At 60.7% G+C, this 19,368-nt stretch carries 18 protein-coding genes, 1 tRNA gene and 1 CRISPR repeat array; of the genes, 6 read left to right on the top strand and 13 right to left on the bottom strand.

The window, feature by feature from the left end; genetic code table 11:
* On the bottom strand, positions 1-253 hold a 253-nt coding region (locus NW848_RS02285; protein ID WP_414510360.1), incomplete at its 3' end, for a DUF4168 domain-containing protein.
* Positions 254-592: 339 nt separating this feature from the next.
* Here NW848_RS02285 and bchI point away from each other — a divergent pair.
* On the top strand, positions 593-1,651 hold the full coding sequence (gene bchI / locus NW848_RS02280; RefSeq protein WP_011430756.1) for a magnesium chelatase ATPase subunit I: 1,059 nt from the start codon (positions 593-595) through the stop codon (positions 1,649-1,651).
* 38 nt (positions 1,652-1,689) lie between these two features.
* Here the strand turns inward: bchI and NW848_RS02275 are convergent, their stop codons facing one another.
* The 7 genes from NW848_RS02275 to ylqF all read right to left on the bottom strand — a co-directional run bounded on the left by NW848_RS02275 (position 1,690) and on the right by ylqF (position 9,414).
* Positions 1,690-2,358, bottom strand: a complete 669-nt coding sequence (locus NW848_RS02275; protein ID WP_011430759.1) for a cofactor assembly of complex C subunit B — start codon at positions 2,356-2,358, stop codon at positions 1,690-1,692.
* Positions 2,359-2,415: 57 nt separating this feature from the next.
* A complete protein-coding gene (locus tag NW848_RS02270; RefSeq protein WP_011430760.1) occupies positions 2,416-2,940 on the bottom strand; it encodes a thermonuclease family protein in 525 nt (174 codons plus the stop codon).
* Positions 2,941-3,083: 143 nt separating this feature from the next.
* A complete protein-coding gene (locus NW848_RS02265; protein WP_011430761.1) occupies positions 3,084-4,238 on the bottom strand; it encodes a homocysteine biosynthesis protein in 1,155 nt (384 codons plus the stop codon).
* Positions 4,239-4,372: 134 nt separating this feature from the next.
* Positions 4,373-5,167 (bottom strand): 3',5'-cyclic-AMP phosphodiesterase, encoded by a 795-nt coding sequence (gene cpdA / locus NW848_RS02260; RefSeq protein ID WP_414402561.1) that lies wholly within the window; start codon positions 5,165-5,167, stop codon positions 4,373-4,375.
* A 217-nt stretch (positions 5,168-5,384) separates the two neighbouring features.
* Positions 5,385-5,969 (bottom strand): photosystem II reaction center PsbP, encoded by a 585-nt coding sequence (gene psbP / locus NW848_RS02255; protein ID WP_071813523.1) that lies wholly within the window; start codon positions 5,967-5,969, stop codon positions 5,385-5,387.
* A 94-nt stretch (positions 5,970-6,063) separates the two neighbouring features.
* Positions 6,064-8,346 (bottom strand): RelA/SpoT family protein, encoded by a 2,283-nt coding sequence (locus tag NW848_RS02250; RefSeq protein WP_414402560.1) that lies wholly within the window; start codon positions 8,344-8,346, stop codon positions 6,064-6,066.
* Between the two features lie 198 nt (positions 8,347-8,544).
* Entirely contained in the window at positions 8,545-9,414 is an 870-nt protein-coding gene (gene ylqF, locus NW848_RS02245; protein ID WP_414402559.1) for a ribosome biogenesis GTPase YlqF, read from the bottom strand.
* A 179-nt stretch (positions 9,415-9,593) separates the two neighbouring features.
* Between ylqF and NW848_RS02240 the strand changes: the two genes are divergently transcribed.
* Both NW848_RS02240 and NW848_RS02235 read left to right on the top strand, forming a co-directional pair.
* Entirely contained in the window at positions 9,594-10,079 is a 486-nt protein-coding gene (locus NW848_RS02240) for a 2Fe-2S iron-sulfur cluster-binding protein (protein WP_099883780.1), read from the top strand.
* 6 nt (positions 10,080-10,085) lie between these two features.
* Positions 10,086-11,507, top strand: coding sequence for an FGGY-family carbohydrate kinase (locus NW848_RS02235; protein WP_414402558.1), 1,422 nt, complete (start codon positions 10,086-10,088; stop codon positions 11,505-11,507).
* A gap of 13 nt (positions 11,508-11,520) precedes the next feature.
* Positions 11,521-12,958: a CRISPR direct-repeat array (repeat unit 36 nt; unit sequence GTTTCCAATTTCTAGGGATCCCCCCGAAGGGGGAAC).
* 258 nt (positions 12,959-13,216) lie between these two features.
* On the opposite strand, the gene NW848_RS02230 is transcribed toward NW848_RS02235, so the two are convergent.
* From NW848_RS02230 to NW848_RS02215, 4 genes are read right to left on the bottom strand one after another with little or no spacing between them, the layout of a single operon-like run.
* Positions 13,217-14,875 carry an ABC1 kinase family protein gene (locus NW848_RS02230; RefSeq protein ID WP_414508644.1) on the bottom strand — a complete coding sequence of 553 codons (1,659 nt, stop codon included), beginning with the start codon at positions 14,873-14,875 and terminating at the stop codon, positions 13,217-13,219.
* Positions 14,876-14,912: 37 nt separating this feature from the next.
* Positions 14,913-15,500, bottom strand: a complete 588-nt coding sequence (locus NW848_RS02225; RefSeq protein ID WP_346426058.1) for a peroxiredoxin family protein — start codon at positions 15,498-15,500, stop codon at positions 14,913-14,915.
* Positions 15,501-15,531: 31 nt separating this feature from the next.
* Complete coding sequence (locus NW848_RS02220) at positions 15,532-15,969, bottom strand: SRPBCC family protein (RefSeq protein WP_099813044.1); 438 nt, start codon at positions 15,967-15,969, stop codon at positions 15,532-15,534.
* 3 nt (positions 15,970-15,972) lie between these two features.
* A complete protein-coding gene (locus tag NW848_RS02215) occupies positions 15,973-16,536 on the bottom strand; it encodes a hypothetical protein (protein ID WP_011430771.1) in 564 nt (187 codons plus the stop codon).
* Between the two features lie 124 nt (positions 16,537-16,660).
* On the opposite strand from NW848_RS02215, the gene NW848_RS02210 reads away from it, so the two are divergent.
* Positions 16,661-16,745 (top strand) — tRNA-Ser (locus NW848_RS02210).
* A gap of 105 nt (positions 16,746-16,850) precedes the next feature.
* On the opposite strand, the gene NW848_RS02205 is transcribed toward NW848_RS02210, so the two are convergent.
* Positions 16,851-17,660: an RNA methyltransferase gene (locus NW848_RS02205; RefSeq protein ID WP_099813043.1), complete on the bottom strand. Its 810-nt coding sequence runs from the start codon at positions 17,658-17,660 to the stop codon at positions 16,851-16,853.
* Between the two features lie 66 nt (positions 17,661-17,726).
* Here NW848_RS02205 and NW848_RS02200 point away from each other — a divergent pair, with 66 nt between their 5' ends.
* Positions 17,727-18,302 carry a hypothetical protein gene (locus NW848_RS02200; protein WP_011430773.1) on the top strand — a complete coding sequence of 192 codons (576 nt, stop codon included), beginning with the start codon at positions 17,727-17,729 and terminating at the stop codon, positions 18,300-18,302.
* A gap of 6 nt (positions 18,303-18,308) precedes the next feature.
* The gene (lpxC, locus tag NW848_RS02195) at positions 18,309-19,220 is read left to right on the top strand and encodes a UDP-3-O-acyl-N-acetylglucosamine deacetylase (RefSeq protein ID WP_414346968.1); all 912 of its coding nucleotides are present in this window, start codon (positions 18,309-18,311) and stop codon (positions 19,218-19,220) included.
* Positions 19,221-19,368: the final 148 nt, after the last annotated feature.

Raw genomic sequence — 19,368 nt, 5'->3', positions numbered from 1 at the left:
TGGCGGTGCGAATGAACTCCCGCCGGATTTGATCTTTGCTGGCCGGATCCGCGGTGGCCTGGGAGCGCTGCTGGGCCTGTTGTCGGTGGGGCTCCATCTCCAGGACGATGCGGGCGTACTTGGCGACCTGTTCATCGGTCAAAACCAGAGAGGTGGCCGGGGTTTGGGCTACGGCAAGGGAAATGCCCAAGACAGGGATCCAAGTACAGGCCCAGATCAGGCCCACCAGCCCTTTTTGGGCCAAGTTGGGCATGGAGAATGCTGTCCACCGTCTCCGACTTGCTTGACCTGACACCGCTGCTATCTCCCCACCCGATAACTGGTCTTCAACAGGGTTGCTGGCGCTTTTGGGATCCTCCCTACTTTGGTGTAGCTCTCGCCTTTACCCAGCTTCAACCCACTCCGGGTATAGGCTCTGATGCTATCTGTTTTTCCCGGCAAAAGGCCAGGGATCCCAGAGCCTGCTTTTTATTTGACCGAAAAGCGGCCTTGAGGTTCCTGGTGCGGCCTTTCCATCTCTTTCCTGCCCATCTCGACGGCCCAGGGGGAGTGGCCTCTGGGATAATGGGGGTAGATGCTCGTTGTTGCCTCTATGAACTTGGAACGTCGCCCGGTTTTCCCGTTTACCGCCATTGTCGGCCAGGAGGAGATGAAGTTGGCCCTGCTCCTCAACGTCATCGATCCCCGCATCGGCGGGGTGCTGATCATGGGGGATCGCGGCACGGGCAAGTCCACCACCATCCGCGCCTTGGCCGATCTGCTGCCCCAGATCGAGGTTGTCAAGGGGGATCCGTTCAACAGCCACCCGCGGCAGCGGGATCTGATGAGCGACCAGGTGTGGGAGCGCCTGCAGGCGGGGGAAACCCTGGAAACCACCTGGATCCAGGTGCCGATGGTGGATCTGCCCCTGGGAGCCACGGAAGACCGGGTCTGCGGCACTCTCGACATCGAGCGCGCCTTGTCTCAGGGGGTGAAGGCTTTTGAGCCGGGGCTCTTGGCCAAGGCCAACCGCGGCATCCTCTACGTGGACGAGGTCAACCTCCTGGACGACCACCTGGTGGATGTCTTGCTGGATGCGGCGGCCTCTGGCTGGAACACGGTGGAGCGGGAAGGGATTTCCATTCGCCACCCGGCCCGCTTTGTCCTGGTGGGATCCGGCAACCCTGAAGAGGGAGAATTGCGGCCCCAACTCTTGGATCGCTTCGGCATGTTTGTCCGCATCGAGACGGTGCGGGATCCGGCCCTGCGAGTGCAGATCGTGGAGGAGCGCAGCCAGTTCGACGCCGACCCCCAGGCTTTTCTGGCCAAATACGCCGAGGCCCAGCAGCGCCTGCGGGAGCGCATTGAAAAGGCCCAGCACCTCTTGCCGACTGTGATGGTGGATCCTGAGTTGCGCCTGAAGATCTCCGGCGTGTGTGCGGCGCTGGAGGTGGATGGGCTGCGGGGCGATATCGTCACCAACCGGGCAGCCAAGGCGTTGGCAGCTCTGGAGGGGCGCAGCGAGGTCACCGTTGCCGATATTCGCCGGGTCATCAGCTTGTGTTTGCGCCACCGCCTGCGCAAGGATCCGCTGGAAACCATCGACTCCGGCTACAAGGTCGAGAAGGCCTTTAGCGAGGTGTTTCAGGTGAGCCTGGAGAGCGCCGCTTAGCTCTCACCCCCAGCCCCTCTCCCCCTGGGAGAGGGGAGCTAGGCAAATAGGGCTTCCAGTTTGTCGGCGATGGCGGCAACCCAGGCCCGCTCCTGGCGGCTGAAGCTGCGCGGCCTGTCGCTGCCCAAAATGAGGCATCCCCTCTGGCCGATGGGCTGGCAGAGAACTGCCTGGGATCCGGGGGGCAACAGGCCGTCGAACTCGGCGCGGGCGGGGAAAAATCTCAGATCCCCCAGGTAGAGGGGCTGACGTGTCTCCAATACCTGCTGCAGGGTGCCCTGAAGCTGCAGGGAGGGCAAGTGGCCGGGGCTGGCCAGGATCCCCCGCTGCAGCAGGGTGCGCCCCTCCACCCAGATCACCACGGTGCGGGCGGCGGTGGTGCTGAGCAGGGTGTGGGAAGCCCAGGCCAGCTCCAGTTTTTCCCTCTCGGACAGATCCGGGTGCCAGTCGCAACCTGGACTTCCCTGCAGGGGGGCAGCCTGGGGAGGACGCGGCTGGATCTGCTGCCACAGCAGGCCGGTCAAGATCAAAACAGCGCTGAGGAGGATCCCCAAGGCGTCGGAGCGGGACTGGCTGGCCAGCAACTCCGGCGTAAACAGCAGGCGATTGGCCAGCACAAGGACGCTGCCCAGAAGGCCGGTCACCAAAGGCAGCCGCCTCAGCCAGCGATTGGGATCCCGGGAAGCCGGAGTGGATTTAACCCTCAAAGCAGGCAGACGTCTCTCAGAGTGCCCAGTAAACCCAGTCTAGAGCTATCCAAGGCGTCAGAGGCGGCTCCAGATGCCGAGGCGCTCTTGGCGGGCTCTTTTTTGCAGGCCACCGAAGTAGCTGTCGTATTTGATGTTGTGGCTGTAGGGAGCGATGCGGGCCAGGCCGTTGCGCACCAGCATAGCGTTCATCTGCTGGCCCTCCAGCCAGACGTAGGCCTCCACCAAGCCGGTGGCATCCACATTGCGCAGCAGCTTATCCCCTTCCAGCTTGACGGTGCGGTGCAGGATGCGCTCCCGCATCAGCTCAATTGCTTGCTGGTAAAAGGGATCCTCCTCCGGGCTAAGACCTTGGATCCCGGCCAGGCGGATGAGGCGCAATTTCTGTTCCCCTTCGACCTGCACCACCAGCGTGTCACCGTTGACCACGCTCACCACCACTGCATCCGGGTAGCGATCAAAGTAGTGGTTGTCGAAGTAGAAGGGGGTATCGGGCACGACCCGCCGCTCCCCAAAGCCGTGGCCGGGCAGGGCCAAGAGCCATCCCAACACCGCAGAGCCAACAGCAATACGCCGGAACATGTCTTTCCCCCTTGCGGATAGCGGCTCCCCTCCCCCAGGGAGCGTTTGTCGGCAACACCTAAGGCGTAATGGTAGCGGCAACTGCCTGGAAGACAACCCCTTGCCAGGGATCCGATGGCCGGTTTGGGAGATGGGGATTCCTACTATGGGTGGGGGTTCTGGGCGAGAAACTCCCGATCCAAGGATAGGGGAGCAACCGGCTGGGTGAGCGTAAACTGACCGCTTACAATCCATTGTTTGAGGATCTCAGCAACTTGCATCGAGCGGCGCAGGCTGGCCAGGGGAGCGGTGCGCACCTTGCGGCCGTTGAGGGTGATGTGGCCGGATTTGAGCTGGGCATAGCTCACCAGGCCAAAGGTGGGGCGCACCCGCCGGGGGATGGAAAAGTCGATCACCGGCGCCACCAGCTCCTCATCCCGGATGGCGATGGGCTCCAGATCGGCGGGGGAAAGGATGGGGATGGGGATCCCAACCCCCAACATCAAGCTGGGGCCGTAGTTGCGGAAGTAGCAGCCCCGCACCCATTCGGCTTGCATCTGTTTGGCGTCGCCAATGAGGGCCAAGGTGGCGGCAGGGCCGATGGGGGTTTGGTTGGGCAGCCGTTTTTGCCGCGGGAAGTGTTGGGTGCCTTCCCAGGCGATGTAGCCGATGCCGCCCCCCAGAAAGATGCGGCTGCCGATCCCCACCCGGCGCAGGAGGGGGTCGTTGAGGAGGGGGGAGAGCTCACCTGGATTGGAATAGACGGCATTGCCCAGGTGCGGCTCCAGCAGGCCCAAATAGGTGTACAGGGGCCGATCCCCGCCGTTGACGCCGACAATGAAGTTTTGGTAGGCGTTGCGGGGGTTGAACAGGTAGAACTGGTTGAGCTGATCCCGCGTCAGGGTGGTCTCGTAGTCAGCGCGGGGATAGCAGTCGGTTACCTGGCCAACAGCCCGCAGGTGCACCCGCTTGCCGGCCACCAGATCGGCGATAACGTGGCCGCCCCCGTAGGGGTGATCGGCTTGCTCGCTGGGCTGGGCTGCCCCTAGGTAAAGATCCACGGCGCCAAAGCCGGCATAGGCGGGCACCCCATTTAGCCAAGCCTGGCGAATCTTGATCGGCGGATCCGTATGGCCCAGGTTGAGGATGGCCCCCGACGACTCCATCGGCTCAAAGGTGCCCGTGGTTACCACATCCACCTGCTCAAAGGCCTCCTCAAGGCTGAGGGTGGCCAGCTTGGCCTTGGCTTCCAGGGCCGTCCACACCCGCACCTGGCCTTTGGCAATGCGCCGGTTAATTTCTTCTAGAGTTCTTTCCATCGCCTTCAAAAGATGGCAAGGGTCTGGGCAGATCTCCCTCCCAGAGGGGCCACAGCGCCAATCAATATCAATAGCTTAGAGAGCCCAAAGGCGCTCGAGGGGGGAGGGTTGCCGTCGGCTGAGAGGGGGATCTTTCAGTACCCTTTCAGAGCTAGGTTGGGCATTTGCAGGGCGGCTTCCACCCGTTGCACCTGGGTTTTGAAGCTGCCATCCTGCTCCAGCCATATCTGCCTCAGGGCCGGGGGGATCACGTCCAGGCTAAACCGAGAGCTTTTGGGGCGAAATTGCACACAGGTGGAGGGACAGGCAAAGTAATCGATCCCCTGCCGGCGGCGGTGCAGGTCTTGGTGGATGTGGCCGAAGATCACCAGGCGAATGTGGTCGAACTCGTCCAAAACCTGAAACAGCCGCTCCGGCTGCTGCAGGGCACTCTGATCCAGCCAGTCGGAATCCACCGAGAAGGGGGGGTGATGCAGGGCCAAGAGAACATGGTTCTGGGCAGCCTGGCTGCGCTGCAGCTCCTGGCGGAGCCACAGCAAGGCGCCATCCGTTAGGTAGCCGCTGTCTTTGCCCGGCACCAGAGAGTTCAACAAAATAAAGCTCCAGTTCTCTCGGCTGAAGCTTTTCTCCCGGTGTACTCGCTCGGCGCAGAGCTCTGAGTTCATGTTATGAAGGCGATCGTGGTTTCCCGCCAGCCAATAGGTGTCGATGGGAAGAGCTCGCAGATGCTCCCGCAAACGGGCATAGGCGGCGGCGCTGCCATCCTGGGCGAGATCCCCGGTGAGCAGCAGCAGATCGGGCAAGGGATCCAAGGCGGCAATGGCCTTTTGCACCTGCAGGAAAGAGGTCTCCGTGTCCACCCCCAACAGCCGCTGGTGCGGCTTGGCAAACAGATGCAGGTCGCTGATCTGAACCACGTATACGGTCATAGACCAGACTGAAGGGGGATAGAAGCCCATCTCTGCAGATTTAAAACATTACCGTTTTAGCAGCAGATGTCTCGCCTGGGATCTGAAGAGCCAAATCGATCTCAATTGGTACAACCTTTATATGGATTGGGCATTGATGCAATTTCTGCAATCAGGCCTGCCTTGGCTGAGGCTTCCTAGAGCAGCTAAGATTCTCAAAAAATCTTGGAGAAAAGTCTTAAGAGACATTCAAAGAATGGCCCACATTCCTGAAGGCAGCCTGCACCTGCGGCCAGCGGGATTCTTGGGTGGAGGCAGTCAGAGTATAGAGGCGATGGTGGCGCACGGTTACCGTCACTACCTCGTGGCGGAGCTGGGATCCGATATCGGTTTGGTACTCAAACAGGTAGTAGGGCCGGCCTTGCCGCTCAAAAGCTTCGGCGGCCAACAGCTTGGTCGAGCGACCAGAGCCTTCCGGGGCGATGATCTTCTCCGCCACCAATTGCCCCACCTCGTCCGGGCCACCTAGATCGGCAATCGTCTCTCCCTTATCAAAGGGGGCAATCATCAGGCTGACGTTCTCCGTCTCGTAGACCAAGTCGCGCAGAAGCACCGCTGGCCCTTTCCCTGGCCCCAAGTTCACTGCCACCATGCCGTTGGGATAGGCAAAGGCAAAGGCTCCGCCAGGATCCCTGTAGGCGCGCAAGTTAGAGCCTGCGGAGCAGGCACCGGTGAGCAAGCTGAGGCAAACACAGAGCAGTAACAACACCCCAGAGAGCCGCTGTCCGAATCGGGCAAGATGCCCACCTTGTGCTGCTGACATGCCGGGATCCTCCGCTCAGATTGGTTACCCATCTCAATCATCCTAATATGGGCGCCTCCTCTCGAACCAGCGAAAAAAAGACCCTAGAAGTTCTTCAGCGGGATCCGTTCTGGTAGTGGCGGGAGCGCAACACCAGCACATCCGAGAGCTGGCGCAATTGACTCTGAACTTGGTCGAGCTGTTTTTTGTCCCGCACATCAATACAGAGATCGATCAGAGCCGTACGGTTGGCAAAGGTCTGCACCCTGGCATTGCGCACATTAATGCTCTGATCCGAAAGACGGGAAAGGATGTCCCGCAGCACGCCAACGCGGTCAATGACCTCCAGGCGCAGTTCCACAGGGTAGATCTGGGTGCTCTGCCGTAATTGCTCCTCGTTCCAGCGCACCGGCACCAGCCGCTCGCCCGGAACCTGAGCCACCCGCGGACAATCGCGATGATGAATGGTGATACCCTTGAAGCGGGTAACCACGCCCAGGATGGGATCCCCTGGCAGCGGGTTGCAACATTTGGCCAACTGGTGTTTCAGACCCTCCACCCCCAGGATGGGAGATTGGGATCGGCTGGAACCTCGGCTCCCATCGGCCCGCGGCAGCAGCAGCTTGGCTTCCTCAAGGGATCCCTCCTCTGGCGGGGGAGAGACTGCCGGCTTGCTCACCTCCTGCAGCCGATGGAGCACCTGCGTGGGGGTGACCTCTCCATAGCCCAGCGCCGCCAGCAGGTCGTCCACGCTGGTGTAGTTGAGCTTCTCGGCCACCTTTTGCATCCGCTCCGACTTGAGCAGCGCATCGAACCCCGTTTTGCCCAGCTCCCGCTCCAGCAAGTCCCGGCCCCGGGCGATGTTTTGCTCGCGATTGCAGCGCTTAAACCATTGGCGAATGCGGTTGCGGGCCGAGCTGGTGGCTACAAAATTGATCCAGTCCAGGCTGGGGTGGGCGTTCTTGTGGGTGATGATTTGGACAATGTCGCCATTGCGCAGGCGGGTATTCAAGGGCACGATCTTGTTGTTCACCCGCGCCCCGGCACAGTGATCCCCAATTTCAGAGTGAATGCGATAGGCAAAGTCCACCGGGCAGGATCCCTGGGGCAGGGCCAGCAAGTCTCCTTTGGGCGTAAAGACGTAAACCTCGCTCTCAAATAGGTTCTCGCGAATGGTGTCCAGGTATTCTTTGTCGTCCTTGAGGTCGTTTTGCCACTCCAACAGTTGCCGCAGCCAGGTAAAGCGCTCTTCCTCGGGCTTTACGGGGGTGCTGCCGGCTTCTTTGTACTTCCAGTGGGCGGCAATGCCGTATTCGGCCACGCGGTGCATCTCTTCGGTGCGGATCTGCACCTCCACCGGTCGGCCCTGTAGGCCGATCACAGCCGTATGCAAAGATTGGTAGCGGTTGGCCTTGGGCAAGCCAATGTAGTCTTTGAAACGACCCGGAATGGGGCGAAAACAGTTGTGAACGACCGCCAGCACCCGGTAGCATTCGCTCACGGTTTGCACGATAACCCGCACGGCCAGGAGATCGTAGATCTCGTGAAATTCTTTGCGCTGCTGCTGCATCTTGCGGTAGATGCCGTACAGGTGCTTGGGCCGCCCGCTAATCTCAAAGTGCTCTAGCCCCCCTTGAATGAGGTGCTTCCGCAGCTCTTCAATAAACGCTTGGATCTCTGCCTCTCGCTCGCTACGCTTGGCGTTGACCAGCTCTTGAATCTGGCGATAGGCTTCGTAGTCCAGGTACTTAAAGGCCAAGTCTTCCAGTTCCCACTTGAAATGCCAGATCCCCAGCCGGTTGGCCAAGGGGGCGAAGATCTCCATAGTTTCGGCTGCAATCTGTTTTTGCTTGTGGGGGGGCAGATATTGCAGCGTGCGCATGTTGTGCAAGCGATCCGCCAACTTGACCACAATGACCCGGATATCCTTGGCCATGGCCACAAACATGCGGCGGAAGTTTTCTGCTTGCTGCTCCGTTTTGCTGGAGAAATTAAACTGAGAAAGCTTGGTTACCCCCTCCACCAGCAGGCGAACCTCAGGGCCAAATTCGGCCTCTAGGGCCTCCAGGGTAACTTCCGTATCTTCGACAACATCGTGCAGAAGGCCAGCAGCTACGGTAACGGCGTCACCCCCCAACTCCCGCAACAGGCTGGCCACGGCCACCGGATGGGCGATGTAGGGATCCCCTGATTTCCGCTTTTGGCCCTTGTGCAAACAGTAGGCAAACTCGAAGGCCCGGCGCAGCAAATCTGCCTCTTCCGCCGTGTAGGATCGCAGCCCATCGCCGAGATCTTCAGCGCCTGAAAGCAAAGCCCGCAGCCATCCCGGCACCTCAAAATCCAGGCTATTTAGGTCAAAGCCTCCCTCTAAGCTGGCGGCAACAGCAGGCTGACCCATGGGAATCTAGCAAGGAGGATGGTTTACTCCCTGGAGTTTCTTACAGCCTATCCCCAACTTTACCCGTCCGCAGGCAGGTTAAAGGCAAAAAGCGCTGCGAAAAACTTCAGGGAAAAATCTGGCGCAGTGTTAGTATTCTAGTTCCATCCTATCACTCACTCTGCCGCATCTCGTAGCAACATATACAGACAGATGAAGCTAGCCTCTTGCTAGAGGGCTAGAGCTGGGAGGAAGTTGCAAAGCTAGAGGCCCTAGCCACCCCTTGCGGTAGTCGTTGAGGATTTGCCTTGCCGCTCGCTCGGTATCGCCTTGGTAGCGCCGTTGGGCCAGCTCCTGGACTGCCACGCTGCCAGGGGGGATTGGATCGAGCCAGCCGTAGCGCTGTTGCAAAAGAGCTTGGGCCTGGGGCTGCACCTGCAGCAGTTGATCCACAAAGTAGGCCGCTACGCGCTCGGGGTCGTAGGCGGCAGCGCCAATGTCATCGCAGATGGCTAGCAGCGTGGCTGCCCGCTGATCCGGCAGCGAAGGCGGGAGGATGCCCGGCGAGTCCAGCAAATCCAACTCGCCCCCTAGCCGTACCCACTGCAGTTGCCGGGTTACCCCAGGGCGCGCGGCGCTCTCGACGGCTCGCCGTCCCAAAAGTCGATTCAACAAGGCAGACTTGCCCACATTGGGAAAGCCCACCACCACGGCCCGGACAGCCCGCGGCCGCATGCCCCGCCGTTGCCGCCGCTCGTTTACCGCTTGCCCCATCTGTAAGATGGCTTGCTTGAGGCGGGGCACCCCTTCTCCCGATTGGCCGTTGGTGGGATAGACCGGGATCCCTTGCTGCGAAAAATGCTCCTGCCACGCTTTGAGATCCCTTGCCGCAATGGAATCGGCTCGGTTAAGCGCCAAGAGGCGAGGTTTTTCCCCCAGCCACTTGTCCAGCTCAGGGTGACGGCTGGCCAGCGGGATCCGCGCGTCCACCACTTCAATTGCCACGTCCACCAGCCGCAATTGTTCCCGCAACTGGCCAATGGCCTTGGCCACATGGCCGGGATACCACTGGATGGGCGGAGAGCTCATGCCGCCAAAACCTTGGAAAAGCTCGACGGCTACGCAAACAAGGACAGGATCTACTTTAGCCTGCCCAGCCCGCTCCTTCCCAATCCCAGGGCGAGTAAAAAATAATACAGTATAGGTGTGACTAGGATCCCTTGCCAGGACAAGCTAACGTTAAGGGATGTAACAACGAAGGAGAGACAATGGTCAAGCGGGTGCGGTTGGATCCCATTGCTCAGGTGTCGGAAGTGGCCACCAACAGCAACTTGCTCTCGGTGCTGTTGCGGGAAGAGCTGAATGTCTTGAAAGAGTGCGGCGGGCGCGGCCTCTGCGCCACCTGTCATGTGTATGTAAAAGAGGGGATGGAATCGCTCTCGGCCATGACCCCCCGGGAGCAGCGCACCTTGGAGGTGATCACCACTCGTAAGACCAATTCCCGCCTAGCTTGTCAAGCGCGGGTTCTGGGGGAAGGGGTGGTGGTGGAGTTGCCGGTGGGGATGTACATCAACGCTTTTAAGGATATCGAGGTGTTGATTGGGCGGCGGGCGGAGCAGCCCCTTTTGCACCCAGTAACTGGCGCCGTTTTGGTGCAAGCGGGCAAGCTGATTACGCGCTCGGTGCTGGAGTCGGTGAAGAACCTCGATCTAGACATCCAAGAGGCTTTGGCCCGCAGCAGCCGAGATTTCTAGAGCTCTATGGGACCTGTATTTCTCGGGATCGACCTAGGCACTTCGGGAATGCGGGTGGTGGCCCTCTCGGAGGCAGGCGAGATAGTGGGCAAAAGCGAGCGCTCCTGGGATCCACCGGAAACCAACCCGGGCCGCTGGCTGCGCACCCTGAAGACGCTGCTGGCACACCTGAAGACCCAACTGGGGGATCGCTACGCCATCGTTGCCCTCAGTGCCTGTAGCACCTCTGGCACGGTTTTGCCGGTAGACGGGCGGGGCATGCCGCTGGATCAGGCCTGGCTGTATTCCGACCTGCGGGGACAGGCCCAGGCCCGGCGCTTGGGGATCCCGGCCAGTTGGGGGCTCAGCCGCTGGCTGTGGTGGGCAGAAGCCCATCCTGATCAATACCGGGACAGCTACCTGGCCCACCCGGCGGACTTTCTCCTGAGCCAACTGGGAGGCCGCCGGCGGGTAACCGATCACACCCATGCCCTAAAAAGCGGCTTCGACCTGGAAACCTACACGTGGCCGCGGGAGTGGCTGTCTCGCCATGGCCTCGACCCCAAGCGCTTTCCTGAGGTGGTGGCGCCAGGAACGGTTCTGGGAACGGTGCGGGCGGAGTGGGAGCTGGGGCCAGAGGTGCTGATTGCTGCCGGGATCACCGATGGCTGCGCCGGACAGTTGGCCGCAGGGGCTACTCGCTTGGGGCAGGTTGCCACCAGCCTGGGCACAACCCTCATCTTCAAGGCCAACAGTGCTGTTCGCGTGAGCGGGACGGAGTCCTATCCCGTGCAAACGCAAAGCCTCTACTCCCATCTGCACCCCGACCGAACCAGTTGGTGGCCAGGAGCAGCCTCCTTCTGCGGCGGCGGGGTCTTGCCCCACTTCTTCCCCGGCGGCAACTTTGCTGCCCTGGATCGGCAGGCGGAAGCCCATCTGCCCACGGGCTTGGTCAGCTATCCCCTCTGCCGACCCGGCGAGCGTTTTCCCATCCTGGATAGTGAATTTGCCGGCTTCTTGCCCCAGGCGGAAGTGGGATCCCCTCGCTTCTATGCAGCTCTCTTGGAAGGGGTGGCAATGGTGGAGCGGCTGGGGCTGGAGACCTTGGCCGCCCACGGGATCCCCATAGAGGGAACGCTGTTGACCACCGGCGGCGGCTGCAAAAGCCCTCTGTGGCTGCGCCTGCGCGCCAGCCTCCTTGCCCGCCCCTTAGCAGTGGTCAAGCACCCCGAGGCCGCCGTAGGGGCAGCTGTCCTGGCCGCCTCGGCCTATTGGTGCTGCTCGGTGCAGCAGGCTGCCGATCGGCTGGTGCAGGTGGAACGCCTCATCCAGCCCGATCCCGAGTGGGTCAAGGCCTATACCGAGATCTACTCGGAGTTCCTTAGCCGCCTTCCTAATTTCTGGAGATTCCCTGAAGGGAGAGCCACTAACCCGCTACTCACTGGGTAGCAGGTTTTCTTTTGTTTCCAATTTCTAGGGATCCCCCCGAAGGGGGAACGAGCGGAGGAAGCCCAACGTGCTGCCGAAAACTTGCGGTTTCCAATTTCTAGGGATCCCCCCGAAGGGGGAACTCACTACCTAGTCGCGATTCCATACCGCGATCGTTGGTTGTTTCCAATTTCTAGGGATCCCCCCGAAGGGGGAACTCCAGGTAGGTCACCGTTCGGCGGTGGAGCTTGTACTCGGTTGTTTCCAATTTCTAGGGATCCCCCCGAAGGGGGAACCGCGTTTCACGATGGGCCACACTATCTAAAACCTCCCCCAAGTTTCCAATTTCTAGGGATCCCCCCGAAGGGGGAACGTGTAGGATTGCCTATCCTACGGTAGGTTTGGCTTTGTTTCCAATTTCTAGGGATCCCCCCGAAGGGGGAACACCAATCGCCAAATTCGTCGTGCTCATGCGCTGGCGTTTCCAATTTCTAGGGATCCCCCCGAAGGGGGAACGACTTTACCCCGGTCGGGGATCTAACCATCCCCGAAGTTTCCAATTTCTAGGGATCCCCCCGAAGGGGGAACTGGAGTTTAAACAAAACGGAGTCCGTTTGATATACAGTTTCCAATTTCTAGGGATCCCCCCGAAGGGGGAACCACAACGGAAAGTTGTTGTGGTTTTATGATGATAAAGGTGTTTCCAATTTCTAGGGATCCCCCCGAAGGGGGAACATGGAAAACGTTGAAACTGAATGACAACATCGTTCAGTTTCCAATTTCTAGGGATCCCCCCGAAGGGGGAACGTTGAGTACGAAGGCTTTGCCGAGCAGTTCTATATGGTAGTTTCCAATTTCTAGGGATCCCCCCGAAGGGGGAACAGTGCACACTCCACGAAGTGCCCGACTGGGTGGAGTTTCCAATTTCTAGGGATCCCCCCGAAGGGGGAACCTCATTTGGGTCGAATTTGCATTTAAATTCTTCCTCGTGTTTCCAATTTCTAGGGATCCCCCCGAAGGGGGAACACTCTGGAAAGCCGGCAAAGGGGAGGTTGATCCTAACTTGTTTCCAATTTCTAGGGATCCCCCCGAAGGGGGAACAGCCCTCTTCGATGATCACCCAGCGATCTTTATAAGGGTTTCCAATTTCTAGGGATCCCCCCGAAGGGGGAACAGACATGGCGAAAGCCATGTTCGAAGCCAAGTTCGGCGAGTTTCCAATTTCTAGGGATCCCCCCGAAGGGGGAACGTTTCAAATTATCCTCAGGGATGACTTCACAATTCCTGGGGTTTCCAATTTCTAGGGATCCCCCCGAAGGGGGAACTTTTATCCCACACAAGGGAGGAGTACATTATGATTACAGTTTCCAATTTCTAGGGATCCCCCCGAAGGGGGAACCCGTGACCCCTCACGGATTGAAATAGGGAGTATACAAGTTTCCAATTTCTAGGGATCCCCCCGAAGGGGGAACTCTACCCTTATTAAACCCAAGCGGGGCAAGGAATGCAAGGCCTATTTGCGAGGGGGTCGGTCGAAGAGGGCAAAAAAAGGCCTTGCAGAGGAGGGGTGAGAGGCCTGAAAGCCTTGTGGCGCAAGGCATCGAGCGGGTCAACGAAAAAATCGGCTTTTGCGGGTTTTGGCGAGGCGCTCGCAGAAGCGTTGATACCGTTTTTATGTGCTTTTGGCAACATGGCTAGGATCGGGATCCCTGGCAAGTCCGAGCTAGGGGCTAATTGCGCAGGCGACCGGAGCGGAGGATGCTGAGGATGAGCCACAGTCCCAAGAGGCTGGCGGCGCCAAAAAGCAGCTCGCTCAGCCAGAAGACCTGGAAGCGCTGGGTTTGCGCCGAGATGATGGCGGCGCCGATAATCAGGGATCCGACCAGGATGCTGTAGGAGAGGCGGTTGGCCGACTGATCCAGGCTGATGCGGAGGTCTTCCAGCTCTTGGATGGTGAGGTTCCAGCGTTGGGTTTCCGAGGTGATGCGGCTAAGCAGCACTTCCAATTGCCGCGGCGACTGCAGCGAGAGGTTTTTCAGGTCCAAGGCTGTGCGCAGCAGCGAGGGTAGGGGAGCTTCCCCCAGCAACTGCTGCCGAAACACGTCCGCCATCAGGGGGCGAATTTGCTCCGGCAGATTGTAGTCTGGGGTGAGCTGGCGGGCGATCCCTTCCAGATTGGCCAGGGCCTTGGCGCACAGCCCCAGGTTGCCGGGGATGCGGATCTGGTTGCGCCGCGCTGCTTGCAGGATCTCGGAGAAAAGCTGGCTAAAATCCAGCTCGGCCACAGTTAGGGTGTAGTACTGCCGCAAAAGACGCTCGTATTCCCGCTGCAACTGGGCCAGGCTGACGGCGGGATCCCGCAAGCGGCCCCTGGGGCTTTCCGGCAGGGCCAGCTCCAGGGTGAGTTCGGCACAGCGCTGGGCATCCAGGCTGACGATGGCCAAAATCAGCTCCAGCACAATCTGCTGCGTGCGCGGATCCAGCCGCCCAATCATGCCGCAGTCCAAGAGGGCTACGCGACCGGATCCCAAATAGAACAAGTTGCCGGGGTGGGGATCGGCGTGGAAGTAGCCGTCGATGCAGATCTGCTGGAAAAAGGCGCGGGTGAGCAGGCGGGCAAGCTGCTGCGGCTCGGCGTCGCTGCGATCCGCCTCCAGGAGTGGCTTTCCTTCGATCCACTCCAGGGTCAGCACCTTGGGGGTGGTAAGAGCCCAATAGACGCGCGGCACCACCAGTTGGTTGGGATCAAACCAACGGCCAGCCTGCAGGCGTTGCCGCAGCTGCTCCGTGTGGCGGGCTTCCTGGGTAAAGTCCAGCTCCGCCTGAATGGCCCGGCAAAACTCATCCGCCAAGGCCACCACGTCTGCCAGCCGGCCAAATTCTGTTTGCGCCACCAATTCAGCAATGCTGCGGATGAGCCTTGTATCCCGCTCTACTATTGCCTCCACGCCGGGCCGCTGGATCTTGAGGGCCACCGCTTCGCCGCTGACGAGATGGGCGCGATGGACCTGGGCAATGGATCCCGCCGCCACCGCTTTCGTGTCGAGGCTGCTGAATACCTGTTCCAGCGGCTTTCGCAACTGCTGGCGCAGCAGGATCTCCACCGCGTTCCAGGGCACGGGGGGCACATTGCTCTGCAGGGTGCTGAGGGCCTCGATATACTCCCGCGGCAGCAGGTCGGGGCGGGTGCTCAGCAACTGGCCCAGCTTCACATAGACCGGCCCCAGATCCACCAGGATGTTGCGCAGCACCAGGGGTGGTGGCAGTTGCGGCTCTTCCGCCTTGCCCAAAGAGAGCAAGCGCCGCATGTAGTCCCAGCCGTGGCGCAGGACTACTTCTAGGATCTCCGCCTGACGGGCGCTATTCTGGGCCAGCCGCGCAAAGACCACCTCTTTCCTCTCCTCTTCCGGGCTTGCCTAGGAAGGCTTAGAAAAAGGGCACGGGAGCCACCCGGCGGGTTCCATCCCAGCCGCTGGCTAGCCCTTCTCGCAAGACCCGCAGCACCTCGTCGGTGCTGGCGTTGGGCTCGGCAAAGGAGAAGAGGTGCTTATAGCGCAGCCTCCCTTCGCGATCCACGATGAACTGGCCTGGCAGGGGCGCCCCCAGGGCTTGGCCGACGCCGTAGAGCCGAAAGGTTTTGCACTCCGGATCCACCAGCAGCGGATAGGGCAGTTCCAGGTCGGCTTGGATCTGTTGGCTTTGCACCGGGTCGGTGCTGGTAACCATCAGCAGCTCTGCTCCCAGAGCCCGGATCTCCTCGTAGCGGGCCTTCAGCTCCTGGATGTGGGGGTAGCAGAAGGGGCAGAAGAGCTTTTCTGTAAAGATGCGGGTAAAGGCCAGAACCACCGGCTTTTGGCCGCGGTAGTCCGACAGGCGCACGGGATCCCCGTGCACATTGGGCAGCTCAAAGTCAGGGGCCAGCTCGCCAATCTGCAGAGGGCTGTTGGCCGGCTGGGGGATGAAGTTGTCGAAAAAGCGACGGTTGAACAGGCTGCTGTTGCTGGTCATTGCCATTTTTTACGTTTCTTTACTACCTGCCACCAGCCTAACCCAAAGCCTCGGCCACTGCCTTTAGCCGTCGCAGTTGTGCCCGCATGTCGTGCCGGGTCAGCTCCGCTGCCACCAGATAGAACCCTGCCGCCACCCAAGGGTTGGGGATGCAAAACTCAAAGCGGTTTACCAATAGCGTTCCCAGCGGCTGGGGGCAACATTCCCAGCGGTCGGTGCCCTGAAAAAAACCCTCAAACTGCCACTGCACCAGGCCCTCGGCCCGCTCGGCGATCACGCAGTCTAGGCTGGGGGAAACCAGCGGCAGGCGCAGGAAAAAGCGGTAGCGGCTGCCCAGTTGCCCAGTGGGGGATCCCAGCGCCTCACAGCCCAACAGGGGGTTGAGCCAGCGCCGCATCAGCGCTGGATCGATTAGACAGCGCTCCACCTGGGCCACGCCAGCGGCAATTTCAATCGCTTGAGTATAGACGGGCATGCTCTAGGGAGCGGCTGCAGCGGCAGGCTGCGCTTCGCCGCCAGGGACGACGGTACTCAGCAAAATCAGGATATCGCGATACTCCACCTGATCCGGCCCGCGGCGGGGGGATCCCACTTGGATGACCGCCTGCTGGGGCGGCCTGTCGGGGCGAGGGGGAGACTCGAACACCAGCGTGCGGATGCCGCCGGCCTGCTCGAGATCGGAGAGGAGATCCCAGCCCCGGCCCCAGAGGGTGCGGCGGTAGTAGGCGGCGATCTCCGAGAGAGGTTGAGAGGTCTGCAAAATCAGGGAGGCAAGCCCTCCTTCCTGATCCCAAATTTGCCCCGAAGAGATGACGGTGGCGTCGGGCAAGCGCAACTGGTGCGGGAAGTGGGGAGGGAGAGCGCGGGTATCGCCCACGGAAGCCTCAAAATGGGTGCCATCTTCGCCGATGTGGCGCAGCACCGGATCCGGGGGGGCAGCTTCGGAAGGAGATGCGTCTGGCCAAGGGCGACAGGCAGCCAACAACGCTAGCGACAGCCAAGCCAGAAGTTGCACCTGACCTGGGCAAAAATGTCCTCTCATCGCATAGCCAGGGATCCCTCAGTGGGTTATAGCGGATCCCCATTCCTCCCCACAACCCGTTAGCAGGGATAGCAGGACCCCTCGAGCTGCACAAGCGGCAACTGCACAGCCTAAGATAGGTTCTGGAGAGGTGTCCGAGTGGTTTAAGGAAGCAGTCTTGAAAACTGTCGTGGCGCAAGCCACCGTGGGTTCGAATCCCACCCTCTCCGTCAAATCAAGTTTGCCGCAGGGAGACCATCCAGACCTAGCTGGATTCCCTTGTCTCAGTTCCCAGAGGTTTGTTTTCAGAGGCAGCCGGCCAGAGGCCGCGGCAGCTAGGATCCACTCTCAGCAGGATGAGGATCCTCTTTTTTTGGGGGTTCTCGAGGAGAAGATTTTTGGCTCCACTGGAGTTGTCGCAGGATCCCGCGTAACAGGGCCACCTCGGACACGGTCAGGCCGGCGCGGTGAAAGAGGGCGCGCAGCTTGAGCATCTTGCGGCGAGCGGTGTGGGGGTGCAGGTAGCCAATTTGCAGCAACAGCGCCTCCAGGTGGCCGAAAAAACCCTCCAGCAGCTCGAAGGGAGCCGGCTTTGAGATCCCAGAGCTGGTCACTGGCGGGGGAAGATTCTGGCAGAGGAGGGTGCGCAGCTCGTAGCAACAGATGCCCACTGCCTGGGCCAAGTTCAGGGAAGGGTAGGCCGGATCGGTGGGGATCTGGATCTGGCGATGGCAGAGGGCCAGCTCTTCGTTGCTCAAGCCCCGATCTTCAGGGCCAAACACCAGAGCGGCAGGGCCGGCAGCCAGCAGCTCCGGGAAAGCCTGGCGGGGAGACTGAATTTGCCATTCGGGCGGGTAGGGCTCGCGGCGGCCTGCTGTCCCGAATACCTGCACACATCCCTGAAGGGCCTCGGCTAAGGTTGGCACCTGCCGGGCTTGGCGGAGCAAGTCCGTCGCATGCACGGCCATGGTGACTGCTTCTGCGTCGAGGGGATCGCATTGGGGATCCACCAACACCCACTGCCGCAGGCCCATGTTTTTCATCACGCGGGCAATGGCCCCGAGATTGCGCGGCCCTGCCGGCCGCACTAACACAAGGCGTACCTGCGCCAATCGCTCCTGAGCCCAGTTGGACGATGCCGGCATTGCTCAGAAATCGCAGATAGGGATCCCCTAAAGTAGAGGAGTTAGATCTTGTCATAGATTGCGCCGATGGGATCCGCCTACCGCCGTTGGCTGAGTTGGATGTGCCTATTGCTGCTGGGGTGCTGCTGGGGATCCCCAGCCTTGGCTGCCCATTCGTCGCTCTCCCCAGCAGCAGAGCCGACTCAGGTGTCGCCCCAGCTCGTTCGCGATAGCGGTGCGGAGCACTTTTCTCTGGCCGAGGCGCGACAGCGGCTGGAAGCCATTGCCGAGGCCATGCGCTCGATCCGCCTGTGCAGCCGCCCCAACTGCCGTTACCGCGATATCTCCGTCGAGGTTCGACCCATAGCAGGAGCCGAGCCGCCGGAGTACGAGGGCCGCATCGACGCCGCCATCGACCGCCCCTCCGGTAGCTTGGACAGGGCCCACTACCGGCTGCGATTTCGGGGGGGGCGTTGGCAGTTGTTGGGGGGGGAAGAGGTTTCCGATGTCTCCTCGTTTTTCTTTGAGGGAGATACTTACGAGGTGTTCAGCGCCTACGGCAGTCGCAAAGGCAAATTGGCAGACGCCAGCAGCAGCCTGCGCGTTGGCTATCGGGAACTCTACTATCGCGTTTTCGACCGGGGCCAAGAGCGTTGGCCATAGAGACCTATGAGAGAACAACAACACACCTTGGCCAGCTCTATTTCCCTAGAGGGGGTGGGCCTGCACACCGGCCTGCCGGTTCGCTGTAGCCTGCATCCGGCCCCTGCCAGCAGCGGTCGAGTCTTTGTGCGGGTGGATCAGCCGGGCTCCCCTCCCATCCCCGCTCGGTTGGGATCCCTGGCCCCTGCCGCTCTCTGCACCCGTCTACAGCAGGGATCCCCCCCTGTCCAGGTGCAGACGGTGGAACACTTGTTGGCCGCTCTTTACGTGCTGGGCATCGACAACTGCCGCATCGAGGTGGAGGGGCCGGAGCTGCCGATTCTGGATGGCTCCGCCCTGCCCTTTGTGGAGGCCGTTGCCCAAGCCGGGATCCTGGCCCAGGAGCAGCCGGCCCTGCTGGGGGTGATCCAGGAGCCGGTCACGGTCTGGGCAGGGGAAGCCTTTGTCAGCGCCGTGCCCTACCCCGGGTTTCGCTTTACCTATGGCATCGATTTTGCCGACTGCCCTATCGGCCAACAGTGGCTGAGCTGGCGGGAGAACAGGGCGGACTTTGTCCAATCCATTGCCCCGGCCCGCACCTTCGCCCGCCAACAGGATGCGGAGCTGGCCCGCCAACAGGGGCTGATTCAGGGGGGCAGCTTGGAAAATGCTATCGTCTGCAGCAAAACCGAGTGGTTGGGGCCGTTGCGCTTCCCGGATGAGCCGGTGCGCCATAAGCTGATAGATTTACTAGGAGATCTCAGCTTGTTGGGCTGCCGCTTGCAGGGGCACATTGTGGCCTACAAGGCGGGCCACGCCCTCCACCACCGTTTGGCTGAGCAGTTGCTCAAGAGTGGATCCCTGCAGGTGGAGCCAGCTCAAGAGCAAGCAAGGGATCCCCTTTGCCTCGGTGGGGTGGAATCTCGCTCTTCGTTTTGAGGGGGATCCCGGCTGCTGGGATGGGTGAAAAGTTCCTGGCCTGCTGCAATTTCTCTGTGCGGCCTTGCTTTGGGTTCAATGCCCGCCCATGCGGGCTTTAGCTAATCCGCCGTTCGCGCTAGCGGGACGTAGTCCTGGAAGCCCCGCT

Source organism: Synechococcus sp. RC10A2 (assembly GCF_047502605.1).
This window is presented reverse-complemented; position numbering and strand designations above follow the sequence as displayed.

Excerpts from the sequence above, each read along its gene's own strand:
- NW848_RS02215 (WP_011430771.1), bottom strand. The coding sequence starts at position 16,536 with ATGAGAGGACATTTTTGCCCAGGTCAGGTGCAACTTCTGGCTTGGCTG.
- psbP (WP_071813523.1), bottom strand. The coding sequence starts at position 5,969 with ATGTCAGCAGCACAAGGTGGGCATCTTGCCCGATTCGGACAGCGGCTC.
- ylqF (WP_414402559.1), bottom strand. The coding sequence starts at position 9,414 with ATGAGCTCTCCGCCCATCCAGTGGTATCCCGGCCATGTGGCCAAGGCC.
- cpdA (WP_414402561.1), bottom strand. The coding sequence starts at position 5,167 with ATGACCGTATACGTGGTTCAGATCAGCGACCTGCATCTGTTTGCCAAG.
- NW848_RS02265 (WP_011430761.1), bottom strand. The coding sequence starts at position 4,238 with ATGGAAAGAACTCTAGAAGAAATTAACCGGCGCATTGCCAAAGGCCAG.
- lpxC (WP_414346968.1), top strand. The coding sequence starts at position 18,309 with ATGAGAGAACAACAACACACCTTGGCCAGCTCTATTTCCCTAGAGGGG.
- NW848_RS02220 (WP_099813044.1), bottom strand. The coding sequence starts at position 15,969 with ATGCCCGTCTATACTCAAGCGATTGAAATTGCCGCTGGCGTGGCCCAG.
- NW848_RS02240 (WP_099883780.1), top strand. The coding sequence starts at position 9,594 with ATGGTCAAGCGGGTGCGGTTGGATCCCATTGCTCAGGTGTCGGAAGTG.
- NW848_RS02200 (WP_011430773.1), top strand. The coding sequence starts at position 17,727 with ATGGGATCCGCCTACCGCCGTTGGCTGAGTTGGATGTGCCTATTGCTG.
- bchI (WP_011430756.1), top strand. The coding sequence starts at position 593 with ATGAACTTGGAACGTCGCCCGGTTTTCCCGTTTACCGCCATTGTCGGC.
- NW848_RS02270 (WP_011430760.1), bottom strand. The coding sequence starts at position 2,940 with ATGTTCCGGCGTATTGCTGTTGGCTCTGCGGTGTTGGGATGGCTCTTG.
- NW848_RS02205 (WP_099813043.1), bottom strand. The coding sequence starts at position 17,660 with ATGCCGGCATCGTCCAACTGGGCTCAGGAGCGATTGGCGCAGGTACGC.
- NW848_RS02235 (WP_414402558.1), top strand. The coding sequence starts at position 10,086 with ATGGGACCTGTATTTCTCGGGATCGACCTAGGCACTTCGGGAATGCGG.
- NW848_RS02250 (WP_414402560.1), bottom strand. The coding sequence starts at position 8,346 with ATGGGTCAGCCTGCTGTTGCCGCCAGCTTAGAGGGAGGCTTTGACCTA.
- NW848_RS02225 (WP_346426058.1), bottom strand. The coding sequence starts at position 15,500 with ATGGCAATGACCAGCAACAGCAGCCTGTTCAACCGTCGCTTTTTCGAC.